We start from the raw sequence: 14,806 nt of genomic DNA, 5'->3' as shown, positions 1-14,806 counted from the left end.
AGATCGAGAAGATGAATCGCACCGATGTCGAATTCGAAGTCGATGGCGGCGTCAAGCTTCGCGGCTGGCTCTTCGTGCCGGCCGGCGAGGGGCGCCGGCCCGCCATCACGATGGCGCATGGCTACGCCGGCGTCAAGGAGCATGGCATCGAGCGGTTCGCGAAGGCCTTCGCCGACGCCGGTTTCGTCGTATTGCTCCATGACCACCGCGGCTTCGGCGCAAGCGATGGCATGCCGCGCTACGACGTCGACCCGTGGCGCCAGATCGCCGACTGGCGACGCGCCATCAGCTACCTCGAGAGCTTGGACGTCGTCGACCCGAAGCGCATTGGCCTGTGGGGGACGAGCTACGCCGGTGGCCATGCGCTGGTGCTCGGCGCGACCGACCGTCGACTGCGCTGCGTCGTCGCGCAGGTTCCGACCATCAGCGGCTACGAGCAGGGCCTGCGTCGCATCCCGCCTGAAAGCGTCGCCGCGTTCGAAGAGGCGCTCGCAGAGGATGACCGCGCGCAGCTTCGTGGGGAGCCGCCGCGCCGCCAAGCCATCGTCAGCGCCGATGCCGGCGTTCCCGCCTCCTATCGCGCCCGGGACGCCATCGATTTCTACCTGCAGCCGGTGCCCGCCGGTGCCTGGGAGAACAACGTGACGGTCCGATCCACGCGCGCCGCACGCATGTACGAGCCCGGGCAATGGATCACTCGCGTTTCACCTACGCCCCTGCTGATGGTGGTGGCCACGCGAGACACCGTCACCCTGACCGACCTCGAGTTCGCGGCGTTCGAACGTGCGCTGCAGCCCAAGCGCCTGGTGACCATCGAAGGCGGCCACTTCGATCCTTACTTGTCGCAGTTCAAAGAGTCCAGCACGGCCGCCGTCGAGTGGTTCAAGCTGCACCTGGGCTGACGGCTCCCATTCAACGACACCACCACAGGACTGTTCCATGCCTCATCTGACCATCAGCTTCGACGAGGGCGTTGCCACGCTCACCCTCGACCGCCCGCCGCAAAATCGCATCGACGACCAGATGGTCGACGAGCTGGCTGCGGCAATCACAACCATCGCGGACAGTGACGCGCGCGCCGTGCTCGTGTGCGGCACGGGAGAAAACTTCTCCTTCGGCGGCGACATCATGAGCTGGCCGGGCGCGGTCACCCAGGAATTGCGCGCGCGCTTCGAGCACTACATGTCGGTGTTCAACCGCTTCGAGCGCATCCCGATGCCGGTTATCGCTGCGGTGCAGGGTCTGTGCTTCGGCGGAGGCTTCGAGCTCGCCCTGCGTGCCGACATGATCTTTGCCGGCGAGTCGGCCGCGTTCGGGCATCCCGAACAGAGCTTGGGCATCGTCACGGTCCTGGGTGGTGCGTACCGGGTCGCCGAGCGGGCCGGCCGTTCACGCGCTTCCGAGTGGGCCATGACCTCCGAGAAAGTACCGGCGGCCACGATGGAGCGCTTCGGCGTTGTCAACCGCGTCGTCGCTGACGCCGACCTGCTGAACGAAGCTCGTGCCTTCGCGCAGAAAGTCGCCCAGGGCCCGACCCGGGCCTACGCCGCTCACAAGGCGCTGCTGCGGGCCTGGGCCGTAGGCGGTGTGTCGTCCGCCGACGATGTCATGTTCGACATCGCGATGCCGCTGTTCGAGACCGAGGACGTTCAGCGCGGCCTGAAGTCGGCTGTGGACGCATTGACGGCCGGCCGGCCCCGCCCGACCCTCGACTTCAAGGGCCGATAAAAGCAAGCGCGGCCGGAGGCAGTGTAATGATCGCCTGCACGTCAATTGGAGCAGGCATCATGGACCGCATCACTGCAATGAACGCCTTTGTCCGGGTGGTCGAAGCCGGAACATTCACGAAAGCGGCGGACACACTCGATGTGCCCAACGCGACGATAACCCGGCTCATTCAGCAGTTGGAGCAGGAACTGAGAGTGCGCCTGCTGCATCGCACCACCCGGTCGGTCACCGTCACGCCAGAAGGGGCGATCTACTACGAGCGTGTGGTGCGGCTGCTCGCCGATCTTGCGGACATCGAATCGTCGGCCACGCAATCCCTGGCCAAGCCCTCGGGAAAGGTGCGGGTGGAGACGGCGGCGGCGATCGCTGCAGGGGTCATCGTCCCCGCGCTCCCGGAGTTCTATCAGAGCTATCCCGACGTCGAGGTCGAACTCGGCGTCGCCAGCAAGTACACCGACCTGGTGAGCGACGGCATTGACTGCGCCATTCGCCCCGGTGAAGTGAGCGAGCGGATGATGGTCACGCGGCGGATCGGCGAGTTCCACTTCGTCACCTGTGCAACGCCTGACTTTCTCCAGCGCCACGGAACGCCGAGGACCCCTGCCGATCTGAGCACAAGACCCAGCATCGGCATGATCTACGGGCGCTCCGCCCGTGCGCTGCCATTCCAGTTCTCCGACGGTTCTACGGAGACCGAACTCGCGCTGAGCCATCGGCTGGTCGTGAGCGACACCACCTCGTACCTGGCAGCAGGCTTAGCGGGTCTGGGAGTCATCCAGGCGCCCTCGTACGCGGCGCATGAGGCTATTTCGGCGGGGAGACTCGTCGCGCTGCTGAAAGATTGGCGTACGCCCACGATCCCCGTCCACGTGATCTATGCGCCAAACCGCTACCTCAGTGCGAAGGTGCGTGTCTTCATCGACTGGGCAGTGACGCTCTTCGAGCGCCACGAAGACTTGCGACGCAGCTGATCTTTCCGAACTCCGAGAGTGGAGGCGAGGGTGCGCCGCGGCTGCTCAGGGAGAACATTCGACCGTCACATAGTCCGCGGGCGTGTTGATCTCTATCAGCTCGAGGTCGTCGGACTGGCGAATGACGTTGTGCGCCACTCCGGCGGGCTGGCTGAGGCAGGAGCCGGCAACGACAGTCACCGGTTCCGGCATGCCGTCAAACCTGAATTCGACCCAGCCTTTCAGCACGTACACGAAGTGCGCCGTCATGTCGTGCCAATGCCAACCGGTCTCCTTGCCGAACGGCTGGACAGCGCGGATGTGCTTGGCGCTGATGCGCCCCCCCGAAGCATCCGCCATTCCGAGATCCCGGTACTCAACATTGGCGCGGGGACCATCCCGATGGAAGCGGTTGTCCTCGAGAGGGGTGAGAACAAATTTGGATTTCGCCTGGTCAAGCGGCAATGGACCTTGGTATCGCGCAGTCTTGCTCATCGGATTCCCTTTCAGTTGATTGGTCAGCGAGTGCTGTCGAGATGCGCGGCGCTGACGGTGGCGATGGGTGGTTGGCCGGATCACCCGGCAATCGGCGCAAGAGTCTGGAGCGCACCCCCTTGCCGAGCCGAAGCGTAGGCCGCGTCCATGATTTGCATCATTGCCTCGGCATCGCGCAATGACGCGATCGGTTTTGCACCCGTGCGGCATTCAGAAAGCACCCGCTTGACGAACAGCGGATAGTAGGCGTCGGTTTCCAGCTCGAGACGTAAGCTCCGAGTGCCGGCGGCAAGATTGGTTCGGTCGCGGAACTCGATCCGATCGGGGCCCGACCTCGCGTACATGCCATCGGACGAAAGGGTGAACGAGAATTCGCGCTGTTCGTCTGAAGTGCTGGGGAAGCTGTATCCGGTCTCCACGAGTCCGATCACGCCATCCTCGGTTTGCATCGTCAGCAACGAGTAGTCCTCAACCGCGCCCCGGTGCGTCCGGGAGTTCATGGTCGCTGAGACGCGCGCGACTTCCTTGCCGGTCAGCAATCTGAAGAGGTCAATGAAGTGCGTTGCGACGTTGATCGTGGACCCGCCACCTGAAAACGCGGGATCGAGCGCCCAGCCTGCGCCCGCGGCTTCATAACGGCCGGGCGGACCTACGATGAAACGAAAGGACATGAAGTTGAAGTCCGACGGGACACGGCCCTCGGCACTGTGGACTGCGCTGAGCAGGTCGCTCATGCGAAAAATGAGCGGTACCGCGCAATAAAGATCGGCTTCCTCGGTCAGTCTCCGCAGCCGGGTAACCTGCGACATGTTGACACCGCAGGGCTTCTCCAGCGCAAATGGAATTCGCCGCGCGACCACCGCTTCTGCGAGCTTCGGCATTTCGGAATGCCTACCGAACACAAATGCGAAATCGACTTCCTCGCGCTCGAGCAGTTCATAGGCCGACGAATACAGCGTACTGCCGAATCGCGCGGCAATAGCCTCTCCTTTGACATGCTCCGCATCCGAGACGGCGACCACCTGAATCCCGGGCACCTCGAGTGCATCAAGATAGAGCGGGACATGCCAATGGCTGGCCTCCAGCAATGCAACTTTCATGCGTGTTCTCCCCTCGCGCAGTCAGCCGCACGGAATGCTGCGGCAACCCTGGAAATCCCATTCATGACATCTTCCTTTCATTCAGATGGCGACAACTGCGTGGTTTCGGGTCCGTCCGGTAGTGACTTGCCGTCAGGCCGGTAATCGAATCCAAGAAAACGAAGGGCATGCAGTGCCTGCCCTTCATGCATCGGGCGTCCGCCTTGGGTGCGACAACCGCGTGCATCGGCGGCGCGGCAAAGCGGCGTGGGCTCGGATGCATTGATGATGTCTACAACGATACTGCCGGGATCCAGCCGCTCGGGATCCACCGGCATGGGATCGTTCGCATGCATACCCAGCGGCGTGGCATTGATGACGATCTCGAATCCGCGTGGATCGGCTGAGCCGGAGTTTGTGGTGCAACCGGTTGCGGCGGCGACGGAGGCGGCGAGGTCGTCGGCGCGGCGCTCGTCGACATCGAAGATGGTCAACGTCCGGGCGCCCGCGGAAGCGACTGCAAATGCAATGGCTCTTCCCGCACCTCCGGCGCCGACCAGAAGAACGGACTTGTTCGCCGGATGGTTACCCTCCCACTGCATGCCAAGCACACAACCGAGCCCGTCGAATATGGCACCGACCCAGCGCCCATCCTTATCGCAACGGATGACGTTGAGTGCGCCGACCTGCCGGGCCGTCGGATCCAGTTCGTCGACAAAGGCCAGCATCCGTTGCTTATGAGGCATCGTGACCAGCACGCCGGAGAGATTCCCCAGCGCTCGTGCGCCGGTGACGAAGGCAGGGAGGTCATCGTCTTTGACCACAAACGGGATGCATACCGCGTCTGCGCGCTGTTCGAAAAAGAGCCGGTTCAATAGTTCGGGCGACTTGGCTGTCGTCAGCGGGTTGCCCACCAACCCGTAGAGCCGGGTTGTTCCTGTGACACGCGGCATCATGCTTTGGCCAGCGCTTCGGTGTAGCGGGTGCGCACCTCGAGCGCCACGGCGGCAGGCGCCAGGTCCTTGAGGATCATGCGCTGGAAGGCTTCGCCGCAGATCTGGTTGAAGGTCGACTGGATGATCGAGTAGTTCACCATGCGGCCGCGTTTTTCCACCAGCGCCTTCCAGCCCAGCTGGTCCTCGGCTTCCGGCGTCTTGAAGTAGGCGTCCTTGTAGGCGCTGGCCCGCGCCACCACTTCGCCGCCTCGCGCAGCGATCGCCTGAGCGGCCGGGCTGGCCATGAACTTGACGAACTCCCACGCGCCGCCCTGGCGTGGCGAATTGCGGTTGATGCACATCTGGAAGCCGTACACCGCGTGCTTGTCGCCGGGCTCCACCGAAGGGGCCGGCGCCCAGGCCAGGTCGTCGGCCACGGCGGCCTTCAAGCCACGGTAGCGGTACAGCCCGAAGGTGGCGGATGCGACGGTGCCGGCACGCATTCCATCCTGCAATTCGTTATAGGCGAACTGCAGGCTGACGGGAGTCGCAGCCTTCTTCTGGAACAGGTCCTTGACGATGCTGGCTGCCAGCAGCAGCCGCTTGTCGCTGAAGCCGATCTCTCGGCCGTTGGGCGCGAAGAAAGGGTCGCTGTTGCCCGCAACGATGGAGCTCACGATGAACTCCACGAAGGCCTGCGCGCCGCCGATCCCGCCGCTCAGGCCGATGGGCACGCCGTAGGCCATCTGGTTCTGCCTGGTCAGCAGCGGGCCGAGCGCGCTCACTTCTGCGTACGTGCGCGGCGGCGTGGCAATTTTCCCCTCGTCGAACTTGCTCTTGCGGTAGACGTAAATCGGGATGCGATAGTCCTGCTGCAACCCCCAGATCTTGCCGGCGACGCGGGTCTGGTCCAGGCCGATCAGCCAGTCCGTGGTGTCCACCTTGTCTCGCGCGATCAGTTCGTCGATGGCCAGCACCGAGCCGGTGGACACGAACTCGGGCATCTGGAGAGTGGACACGCGGATGACGTCAGGGCTGTCCGACTTGGCGCGTGCCGCGCGTACGCCGTTTTGCCCGGCGGGGTCCACCACCACACGTACCTTCACCCGCGCCTGGCTGGCCTCGAAAGCCGCAATCATCTGCGTCTGCGCCACCGCGCGCGGGTCTTTGGTGTTGGCCGGGTCGAGAAAAGTGTTGTAGGCGATGGTCTCGGTGGTCTGCGCCAAGGCCCGGCCCGCGGGTGCGCCCAGCATGGCAGCCATGCCACCCAGGAAGATGCGCCGGCTCGTACGCGGCGCCGATTTCTGTTCATTCATGCTTGCTGGTTTTTGCTCGTTCATGTTTGTCTCCTGGTTAAGTGCGCATGTTGTGGACTAGCCTTTGACGGCGCCGGCGGTCAGGCCGCTGATGAACCATCGCTGCGCGAGCACGAAGATGGCGACGATGGGAAGCGAGGACACCACGGCGTAGGCCATGACGTACGACCAGGTGATGCCGATGCTGTCGAACACCTGGTTGACCAGGGCCACTTGCAGCGTGCGGTGCGCGACCTCGGGCGCGAACGCGGCCACGGTGATGTAGTCGTTCCAGGTCGTGACCATGCCGATGACGGCGCTTGCGGCGATGCCGGGCCGCACCAGCGGCAGGATGACCTTGGTGAAGGTTTGCCAGTGATTGGCGCCGTCCACCTGGGTGGCCTCGTCCAGCTCGCGCGGTACGGCGTCCACGAAGTTCTGCATGAACCAGACCGTCTGTGGCACCAGGCGCGCGGCCTGCACCACGATGATGACTGCGGCATTGTTCAAGAGCCCCAGCGCGTCCAGCAGAAAGTAGGTTGGCACCAGCAACGCAACGCCGGGGATCATGGACGTGGACAGGATCAGCAGCATCACGGTGCGCTTGCCGCGGAACTCGAAGCGTGAAGCCGCGTAGCCGGCGGGCGCGGACAGCAGTACTGCGAGCGCGACCGCACCGACCGCATACAGCACCGAGTTGAATAGGTCGGTGCCGAAGGTCTCGTTGCGGAACACCGCCTTGTACGCCGAGAGGCTCGGCTCGGTAGGGAAGAAGGTAGGCGGGTAGGCCATGACGTTGGCCTCGCTCTTGAGCGAGGTGAGCACCGCCCAGGACAGCGGGATCAGAACGACCAGTACCAAGGCCGTCAGCACGGCCCAGGACAGCATTTTTTCGGAACGACGGATGTGCATGATGTTCAGCCCGAGACGCGGCCGGTGAGCCGTGTGTAAAGGTACCCAAGGAAGAGATTGACCACGAGCACCACGACGGAGATGACCGACGAGGGCGACAGGTCCACGGAGCGGAAAGCGCTGGAGAACACCTCGAAGCTCCAGGTGGCGGTCGAGCCCAGCGGCCCGCCGCCGGTGAGCACCAGGATCAGCGTGATGAGCGTGAGGTAGAGGATGCCCAGCGCCAGCGCGGTGCTGCCCAGCGTGGGCGCGATGTGCGGCCACACCGCGTGGCGCAGGCGCGCGCGCAAGCCACCTCCGTCGATGTCGATCGCCTCATACAACTCTGCCGGGATGCTTTGCAGCGAGGCGCTCATCATCACCATCACGTAGGGGAAAGACCACCACGCGGTGACCAGGATGACGAGAACGAGCGCCAGCGAAGGATCGCCCAGCATCAGGCCGGGCTCCATGCCCAGGGACCGCATCAGATAGCTCATGGGCCCGTACGAGGGATTGAGCAGCCACAGCCAGAAGCAGCCCACCACGCCCATGGACAGCGTCCAGGGCAGCAATAGCAGGGTGCGCACATACGCAGCGCCGCGCGCAATGTTCTGCAGTGCAAGGGCGCTGGCCAGCCCCAGAGGCAGCACCACTGCCAGCGCGCCGAACACGTACAGCAGGGAGTTGAGGCTGAGTTCGAGGAAGGCCGGAGAAGTGATCACCGAGACATAGTTCGCCAAGCCCACGCCTTCCACCACTTCATAGAGGCGCGTGCGGTGGACGCTCAGCCACAGCACCACGGCCGTGGGATAGAGCGTGACGGCGAGCAGCACGGCGACAGCTGGCGCAAACCAGGTGAAACGCGCCCAGAAGCCCGGCGGTCGGGGATCCGCCTGCGCCACAGTCGCGGCCTCCGCGTAGGGAACGGCATTCATAAAAACTACCTCTCATAGAACATTGTTCCAATGTAGTTGCTTGAATATGCCTCGTCATGCGGGATATCCCTCGATAATGGGTCGGATGCCGGTGCTACATTGGAACCCTGTTCTAAATACATGGAGATTTTCGTGGCCACTGGCGACATGATCGAGCGCGTGCTGGACATCCTCACGCTGCTGGCCGACTACCCCCAAGGGCTGCCGATCAGCGAGGTCGCACGGCGACTGGAACTGCCAAAGAGCGCCGTGCACCGGTTGCTTTCCATCTTGGTGAGGCGGGGGCTGGCGGTGCAGGATGAGTACAGCCAGCGCTATCGCATGACGGTGAAACTGGCAGCCATCGGCTTTCGCTTTCTCGCGGCCTCCGGAATCACGGACATTTGCCAGCCTTCCCTGGACCGACTGGCCGCGCGCACCGGCGAACTGGTGCGCCTCGCGTTGGTGGAAGACGATGCGCTGATCTGGATCGCCAAGGCCCAGGGCTCGCTCTCCGGCCTGCGTTACGACCCCGATATGGGCCAACCCGTGGTGCTGCACGCCACGTCGACCGGCAAGGCGTGGCTCGCAACCCTGGACGACGCGCAGGCCGTGGCCCTGGTGAAGGCGCGCGGCTTCGTCGTGCCTTCCCGGTTTGGCCGGCCAGTCGTGCGCGACGAGGCCAGCCTGCTTGCCGAACTTGCGCTGACGCGCGAGCGCGGCTATGGCACGTCCATCGAGGAGGGGGAGCCAGGCACGTGCGCGGTGGGCTGCGCCATCGTGGATCCGCAAAGCCGCCGCGCCATCGGCACAGTCAGTGTGGCCGGTCCCGTGGCGCGACTCCCACCGGAGCGCATCGCAGCCATCGCGCCCGACGTGCAGGCCACCGCGGCGGAGATCGCCGACCTGTGGCCCAGCCGCAAGGTGATGGAAGCCATGATGGGGATTACGCCGCTGAAAGTCTCCAATGGATAAAGGCCTTCTCCATCGGAAGCTCGCCGGAGCAGAGGTGTCCTGCGCGCGCGCCGTTCAAGGTGTCGTTCTCATTTATATGCGTCCATCGTGCGCGGCCCGGCGAGCGGCTGCGCTGTGTTTTCGAAGGGTCGGCCAAGTCGCACTCAATCTGCGCGAGGCCTTGCCCACCACATTCAAGGAGCAAAACCATGCTGGCAGGTGAAGGCGCAGTGGCTATCTGGAACGACATCGCCGAGGCCGGGCGCGCAGAGTTTTACGCTTGGCATCTGCATGAGCACATGCCCGAGCGCGTGGGCATTCCCGGCTTTGTGCGGGGGCGCCGCTATCGCGCTGCCGATGCAGCGACGCAGCCGGAGTTCTTCACCCTGTATGAAACCGCGAGCTTCCAGGTCATCCAGGGCAGCGACTATCTGTCGCGCTTGAACGAGCCTACGGAGTGGACGCGTGCGACCACCGCACATTTCCAGACGACCACGCGATCACTCACGCGCGTGGTGGCCAGCCACGGCGTGGGCTCGGGTGGCGCGATGCTGACCATGCGCTTCGACATCGCGGACGACACGGTGCGCGACGTTGTGCCGCGTCTGAGCTCGGCGCTGGAAGCCATTGCGCGGCTGCCGCGCATCAGCGGTGCGCACCTGCTGGGCTCGGACGTCGGCATGTCGGGCCAGCGCACCGCCGAAAGCAAGGACCGCAAGGATTTGCAGGCCCCGGCTCGCTGGGTGCTGTTGCTGGAAGCCTGTGATCCCGGCGCCTTTGACGCGGCCCTTGCGCTGTTGCAACAGTCGACCGAACTGGGAGACGCGTCAGTGGGCCGCTACCTGCATGAACACACGCGGCTGAAGACCGCTTGGCAAGCGGGATGAGCGAGCTCAACTCCCCTTTGGACCCAGAGGTGCGTGCGGCTTGGTCCGAGCTCGCTCGACTGGGCCTGCCAGAGCGCAGCCGCCTGAACCTTGCGCAGCTGCGCGAGCACTTCGCGGCCGAAAACCGTTTCTGGAGCCAGCCCGGCACGCACGGCGTCCCGAGCGAACTGCAATCGAAGCAGCTGCTCGGGCGCATGGTGAGCATGCGGCGTTTTGTGCCCGCCTCCGCGCAGCCCGGCACCGTGCTGTATTGCCACGGCGGCGGATGGTGCATCGGCGATCACGAGACCAATGAAGGCCTTGCAGGGGCGCTGGCGTTGGCCTGCAAGCGAGAAGTGCTGACCATCGACTACGCTCTTGCGCCGGAGCATCCCTTTCCGCGCGCACTGAACGAGATCGTTGCCGCCTGCAAGAGCCTCGCTTTCCCCGGGCCGCTGTGGCTTGCGGGCGACTCGGCCGGCGCCACCCTGGCGCTGGCAGCGGCGTTGAGCCTCCGCGGCCAGGTGGTGGCCCAGCCAGAACTCCTGTTGCTGTTCTACGGCGCATTCGATGCAAGCTTGGCTACCGCTTCGCACTGGGAGAACGGCGACGGCAGCTGGGGTCTCACCACTGAGGAGATGCGCGGTTACTGGGACGCTTACGCGCCTGGAGCATCGCGCAACGATCCGCTGGTCTGCCCATTGCGGGCGGATCTGCGGGGGCTGCCGCCCACCTTCGTTCTGGGCGCGGCACTCGACTGCCTGCGCGACGACAGCCGCGCTCTGGCGGAGCGTCTGGCCGATGCGCGCGTGCCCAGCGAATACCTAGAGGTGCCGGGCGTGCCGCACGGCTTCATGAAGATGCAAAGCCGTGTGCGTGCGGCTGCGGCGGCATTGCAGCGGGCGGCCGACTTCGCGCGACGACACCATCCCTTTTGAACGAGGAGTTTCTTATCATGGCAACAGTTGAGATTCAGGACGTAGCCAAGTCCTTCGGTAGCACGCAGATCATCCGCGGCGTGAGCATCGACATCCGCGACGGTGAATTCGTCGTGCTGGTCGGCCCGTCGGGGTGCGGCAAGTCCACGCTATTGCGCATGGTCGCAGGCCTGGAAGGCATTGACGGCGGCGAGATCCGCATCGGCGGGCGCCGCGTGAACGGCCTGCTGCCCAAGGATCGCGACATCGCCATGGTGTTTCAGAACTATGCGCTGTACCCGCATCTCACGGTGGCGGACAACCTCGCGTTCTCGCTGAAGCTGCGCCATGCGCCGCAGCAGGAGACCGAAGAGCGCGTGGCCCGGGCCGCCAAGATCCTGGGGCTGGAGCCACTGCTCACGCGGCTGCCCAAGCAGCTCTCCGGCGGCCAGCGCCAGCGCGTCGCAATGGGCCGAGCCATCGTGCGCGACCCGCAGGTCTTCCTGTTCGACGAGCCGCTGTCCAACCTGGACGCCAAGCTGCGTGTGGCAATGCGCGCCGAGATTCGCGAGCTGCACCAGCGCCTGAAGGCCACCACCGTCTATGTCACGCACGACCAGATCGAGGCCATGACGATGGCAGACAAGATCGTGGCCATGCACGATGGCGTCGTGGAACAGGTAGGCACGCCGCTCGACCTGTTCGACCGGCCGCGAAACGTCTTCGTCGCGGCCTTCATCGGCTCGCCGTCGATGAACCTGCTGCCCGTCAAGGTGAACGGCAAGGGCGTTGTGGACAACGCGGGCAACCACTGGACCGTGCCTGGCGTGCCGGCCACAAGCGGGCAGGCCCTCACGCTGGGCGTGCGGCCCGAGCACCTGCGGCTGGACGCCGAGGGCGTGGAGGCGCGGGTGCTGGTGGTGGAGTCCACCGGCTCGGAGACGCACCTCATCGTCGATGCGGGCGGCACCAAGCTCACCTGCGTGCTGCGCGAACGGGTCAGTGTGCGCCCCGGCGACCAGGTGCGCCTGGGTGCGGACAGCGCGCATGTTCATCTTTTCCGCGCGGACTCCGGCGAACGGCTCGAGTCGTTGCACTGATCCCTGCAAGGATCGCAAGAGGAATGTCGCTCGTCCGATTCAGTGCTCGCGGCAGCGAGAAACTTCGGATGACCGGCGTTCAAGGGAGCGTGCGCGAGATCAATGCAGCCACGATTGGGATGTCGAGGAACCCCACGGACGACGGAATGGTCGCGAAGGCGACACCGCCCCTCGGCCCGCGCGGCCGTGCTACGTCGACTGGCAACGCTTCCCCTGTCGACCTCAACGCGTCAAAGCCGATGTTTTTCGACCAGCCGGCGCAGGCCGTCATCCGATGCTGATGTCGTACGGCCCGTACGGCCGCATCGCCATGCTGCACGGGCCGCTGGTCGTAATAAGACTCCCCAACCATACCGAACGACCAGAAGGACCATTCGAGGGTCAGGTTCGCAAACTGAGTGCCTGTGAGCTACCTATTTCACTATGCTCAATACGCGTACGCTCATTGCGCATGCCCAAAAGGGCGACGGCGCAGGCTGCGACGACCATCGGCACCGCCAGCGCCAGGAAAATCTGTCCGAGTCCCCATCCCCAGCCCATCATGGTTGCGCCGATAAAGCCGCTGGCAATAGCGCCCAAGCGGCCGAAGCCATGCATCCAGCTGATTCCTGTCGAGCGAGCCGCAGTTGGGAATGACATGGCCGAGAGCGCCTGCAAGCCAGTCATTGATCCGTGGAAGAAGCACCCCAAGGCAAACATCAATACGCACAAGGCAGCAAAATTTCTTGGTGCGACGCTGAGGGAGGCGAGGAATGCGCCAGCGATCAGAAACGTCGGTACCAGTACCCAGTGCGGACGTACGCGATCCATGATCGCACCGATACAGATCGATCCGATCGGACCGCCGAGCGTGATCAGGGACGTAATGACCACGCCCTGCCCGAGGGTGAAACCGGCGTCCTTGGCAATGACTGGCAGCCAGTTGACCATGACGTACGTGGCGCACACGCCCATGAAATACGCTAGGCACAACAAAAAAGTCCCCATGGCATAGGCTTTTGTGAACAAGATGGCGACAGATCCCTTTGATTGATCAACGGGCGTCGGAATCCAAAACGTGGCATCCGAGAGAATGCTGAAGCCTTTGTCGATTTTGCGGAGAATTTTAGGGATGACCGCAAGGCGTTTTCCTTTCAGCGTGAGAAACGCGACCGATTCAGGCAGCCACATGGCTAGGACGAGGGCCAATGCGATCGGGAGCAGCCCCCCGCTTGCGACCATGACTCGCCATCCAAATGCCGGAAGTAGCCATGCCGCAATCAGGCCGGCAACGGCAGCCCCGCCAGTAAAGCCGCTGTAGACGATCGTGACGATCAGAGATCGTTTTCTCATTGGCGCATACTCGGAAATCAGAGTAACAGCGTTTGGCAATGCCGCGCCGAGGCCGAGGCCTGTCAATATCCGCAGCGTGATCAAGGTATTGACATCTGCCGCCTGAGAGGAAACCAAGGTCAGCACGCCGAACCAGAACACGCTCGCGGTCAGAATGAGCTTGCGACCGTAGCGGTCGCCGATGGGGCCTGCAATGAGGGCGCCGGCTGCTACGCCGAAGAAAACTGCCCCCAAGATCGAGCCCATTTGCGACTTTGTAATGCCCCAGGTCCGAATGATTTCCGGCGCAGCGAAACCCATGATCGCGACATCCATGCCATCAAATGCAACGACCAGAAAAACCAAGATAATAATAAAGATTTGATAGCGTCCGACCGGCCGCTCATCGATGAACGAACGGACATTAATTTTTTGATTCTCCGACATGGTTTGTCTCGGTATTTTGTTTGTGTGAGTGCAGCGCGAATCGCGACGTAGTACGGGTTAAATGATTGAACGACCGCCGTCGATGAGCAGGGTTTGGCCGGAAATGTACGATCCGGCTGGCGACGCCAGCAAAATCGCGGCGCCGACGATATCGTCTGGTTCGGCGATGCGATTAGAGGGCGATCTTGCGGCCATCGCTTTTACAGCGTCTGGGGTGCTCAACATGATTTGCGAGAACGCCGTGCGCACCATCGACGGGGCTAAGGCGTTGGCGCGAATGTTCCATTGCCCCCATTCGGCCGCGATGCTGCGTACCACGCCGTTCAGCGCAGCCTTGGCGGCACCATAGGCGCCGAGAGCCGGACTGGCGCGTTCCGATGCGATACTGGACGTCATAAGAATGCTCCCGTAGCGGCGTTCGGCCATCTCCGCCAAGAATTGACGGACCAACACCAGGTTATTTCGCACTGTTGTGAGGAGCAAAGCGTCCAGCAAATCAACGTCGGTGTCGGCAATCGGCCCGACCGGGACCGGGCCGGCCGCGTGGCAAACGACAATATCGACGCGGCCGAAAGCGCGTTTGGATTCTTCGGCAAAGCTTTTGACATCGTCAAGATCGGTGATGTCGCAGCGGATACCTTTGACGTCGAAACCCTCGCTTGCCAATAACGACGCTGCCGCATCGGTGTCCGACTGGAGGTGGCTTGATACGATGACTTGCGCACCGCATTGGGCGAAGCCACGAGCAACGGCCAGCCCAATTCCGGAAGTTGAGCCGGTTACTATTGCGACTCTTCCGGCAAGGTCAAACCCCTTGTAATTCATAGTGTTTTCTCCGTGTCTCAGTTAATTAATTAAGAAATTGCAGGGCGGAGCCGGCAAATTTTTGTGGCGTACTGAACAGGAAACCCGTGGCTCAAA

General features: G+C 63.5%; 15 protein-coding genes. 7 read left to right on the top strand and 8 right to left on the bottom strand.

Annotated elements, in window-relative coordinates; genetic code table 11:
• The first annotated feature begins 11 nt into the window (after positions 1-11).
• The 3 genes from ASD05_RS19830 to ASD05_RS19820 are packed head-to-tail and all read left to right on the top strand — an operon-like array spanning position 12 to position 2,699.
• Positions 12-902: an alpha/beta hydrolase gene (locus ASD05_RS19830; protein WP_056596035.1), complete on the top strand. Its 891-nt coding sequence runs from the start codon at positions 12-14 to the stop codon at positions 900-902.
• A 37-nt stretch (positions 903-939) separates the two neighbouring features.
• A complete protein-coding gene (locus tag ASD05_RS19825) occupies positions 940-1,728 on the top strand; it encodes an enoyl-CoA hydratase/isomerase family protein (protein WP_056596032.1) in 789 nt (262 codons plus the stop codon).
• A gap of 59 nt (positions 1,729-1,787) precedes the next feature.
• Complete coding sequence (locus ASD05_RS19820) at positions 1,788-2,699, top strand: LysR family transcriptional regulator (RefSeq protein ID WP_056596029.1); 912 nt, start codon at positions 1,788-1,790, stop codon at positions 2,697-2,699.
• A 45-nt stretch (positions 2,700-2,744) separates the two neighbouring features.
• Here ASD05_RS19820 and ASD05_RS19815 read toward each other — a convergent pair whose 3' ends face one another.
• From ASD05_RS19815 to ASD05_RS19785, 6 genes are all read right to left on the bottom strand, one after another.
• Positions 2,745-3,173 carry a cupin domain-containing protein gene (locus ASD05_RS19815; RefSeq protein ID WP_056596026.1) on the bottom strand — a complete coding sequence of 143 codons (429 nt, stop codon included), beginning with the start codon at positions 3,171-3,173 and terminating at the stop codon, positions 2,745-2,747.
• Positions 3,174-3,253: 80 nt separating this feature from the next.
• A complete protein-coding gene (locus ASD05_RS19810; RefSeq protein WP_056596023.1) occupies positions 3,254-4,273 on the bottom strand; it encodes a Gfo/Idh/MocA family protein in 1,020 nt (339 codons plus the stop codon).
• Between the two features lie 77 nt (positions 4,274-4,350).
• A complete protein-coding gene (locus ASD05_RS29575; protein ID WP_082572190.1) occupies positions 4,351-5,208 on the bottom strand; it encodes a shikimate dehydrogenase family protein in 858 nt (285 codons plus the stop codon).
• Positions 5,205-6,527, bottom strand: a complete 1,323-nt coding sequence (locus tag ASD05_RS19795) for an extracellular solute-binding protein (protein ID WP_082572188.1) — start codon at positions 6,525-6,527, stop codon at positions 5,205-5,207. Before ASD05_RS19795 ends, ASD05_RS29575 begins: the two co-directional genes overlap by 4 nt.
• A 33-nt stretch (positions 6,528-6,560) precedes the next feature.
• Entirely contained in the window at positions 6,561-7,394 is an 834-nt protein-coding gene (locus ASD05_RS19790; protein WP_082572186.1) for a carbohydrate ABC transporter permease, read from the bottom strand.
• Positions 7,395-7,399: 5 nt separating this feature from the next.
• Positions 7,400-8,311: a carbohydrate ABC transporter permease gene (locus tag ASD05_RS19785; RefSeq protein ID WP_056596008.1), complete on the bottom strand. Its 912-nt coding sequence runs from the start codon at positions 8,309-8,311 to the stop codon at positions 7,400-7,402.
• A gap of 132 nt (positions 8,312-8,443) precedes the next feature.
• Here ASD05_RS19785 and ASD05_RS19780 point away from each other — a divergent pair, with 132 nt between their 5' ends.
• From ASD05_RS19780 to ASD05_RS19765, 4 genes are all read left to right on the top strand, one after another.
• A complete protein-coding gene (locus ASD05_RS19780; protein ID WP_200955462.1) occupies positions 8,444-9,265 on the top strand; it encodes an IclR family transcriptional regulator in 822 nt (273 codons plus the stop codon).
• Positions 9,266-9,453: 188 nt separating this feature from the next.
• Positions 9,454-10,131: a hypothetical protein gene (locus ASD05_RS19775; protein ID WP_056596006.1), complete on the top strand. Its 678-nt coding sequence runs from the start codon at positions 9,454-9,456 to the stop codon at positions 10,129-10,131.
• Entirely contained in the window at positions 10,128-11,048 is a 921-nt protein-coding gene (locus ASD05_RS19770) for an alpha/beta hydrolase (RefSeq protein ID WP_082572185.1), read from the top strand. Before ASD05_RS19775 ends, ASD05_RS19770 begins: the two co-directional genes overlap by 4 nt.
• A gap of 17 nt (positions 11,049-11,065) precedes the next feature.
• Positions 11,066-12,127, top strand: a complete 1,062-nt coding sequence (locus ASD05_RS19765) for an ABC transporter ATP-binding protein (protein ID WP_056596001.1) — start codon at positions 11,066-11,068, stop codon at positions 12,125-12,127.
• A 381-nt stretch (positions 12,128-12,508) separates the two neighbouring features.
• Here ASD05_RS19765 and ASD05_RS19755 read toward each other — a convergent pair whose 3' ends face one another.
• A complete protein-coding gene (locus tag ASD05_RS19755) occupies positions 12,509-13,885 on the bottom strand; it encodes an MFS transporter (protein WP_056595995.1) in 1,377 nt (458 codons plus the stop codon).
• 57 nt (positions 13,886-13,942) lie between these two features.
• A complete protein-coding gene (locus tag ASD05_RS19750; protein ID WP_056595992.1) occupies positions 13,943-14,710 on the bottom strand; it encodes an SDR family NAD(P)-dependent oxidoreductase in 768 nt (255 codons plus the stop codon).
• Positions 14,711-14,806: the final 96 nt, after the last annotated feature.

Source organism: Variovorax sp. Root434 (assembly GCF_001426595.1).
GTDB lineage: Bacteria > Pseudomonadota > Gammaproteobacteria > Burkholderiales > Burkholderiaceae_C > Variovorax.
The sequence above is the reverse complement of the archived record's forward strand: the minus strand, read 5'-3'. Positions and strand labels throughout refer to the sequence as shown.

Coding starts and splice junctions, on each gene's coding strand:
- ASD05_RS19830 (WP_056596035.1), top strand. CDS start 12: ATGAATCGCACCGATGTCGAATTCGAAGTCGATGGCGGCGTCAAGCTT.
- ASD05_RS19825 (WP_056596032.1), top strand. CDS start 940: ATGCCTCATCTGACCATCAGCTTCGACGAGGGCGTTGCCACGCTCACC.
- ASD05_RS19820 (WP_056596029.1), top strand. CDS start 1,788: ATGGACCGCATCACTGCAATGAACGCCTTTGTCCGGGTGGTCGAAGCC.
- ASD05_RS19815 (WP_056596026.1), bottom strand. CDS start 3,173: ATGAGCAAGACTGCGCGATACCAAGGTCCATTGCCGCTTGACCAGGCG.
- ASD05_RS19810 (WP_056596023.1), bottom strand. CDS start 4,273: ATGAAAGTTGCATTGCTGGAGGCCAGCCATTGGCATGTCCCGCTCTAT.
- ASD05_RS29575 (WP_082572190.1), bottom strand. CDS start 5,208: ATGATGCCGCGTGTCACAGGAACAACCCGGCTCTACGGGTTGGTGGGC.
- ASD05_RS19795 (WP_082572188.1), bottom strand. CDS start 6,527: ATGAACGAGCAAAAACCAGCAAGCATGAATGAACAGAAATCGGCGCCG.
- ASD05_RS19790 (WP_082572186.1), bottom strand. CDS start 7,394: ATGCACATCCGTCGTTCCGAAAAAATGCTGTCCTGGGCCGTGCTGACG.
- ASD05_RS19785 (WP_056596008.1), bottom strand. CDS start 8,311: ATGAATGCCGTTCCCTACGCGGAGGCCGCGACTGTGGCGCAGGCGGAT.
- ASD05_RS19775 (WP_056596006.1), top strand. CDS start 9,454: ATGCTGGCAGGTGAAGGCGCAGTGGCTATCTGGAACGACATCGCCGAG.
- ASD05_RS19770 (WP_082572185.1), top strand. CDS start 10,128: ATGAGCGAGCTCAACTCCCCTTTGGACCCAGAGGTGCGTGCGGCTTGG.
- ASD05_RS19765 (WP_056596001.1), top strand. CDS start 11,066: ATGGCAACAGTTGAGATTCAGGACGTAGCCAAGTCCTTCGGTAGCACG.
- ASD05_RS19755 (WP_056595995.1), bottom strand. CDS start 13,885: ATGTCGGAGAATCAAAAAATTAATGTCCGTTCGTTCATCGATGAGCGG.
- ASD05_RS19750 (WP_056595992.1), bottom strand. CDS start 14,710: ATGAATTACAAGGGGTTTGACCTTGCCGGAAGAGTCGCAATAGTAACC.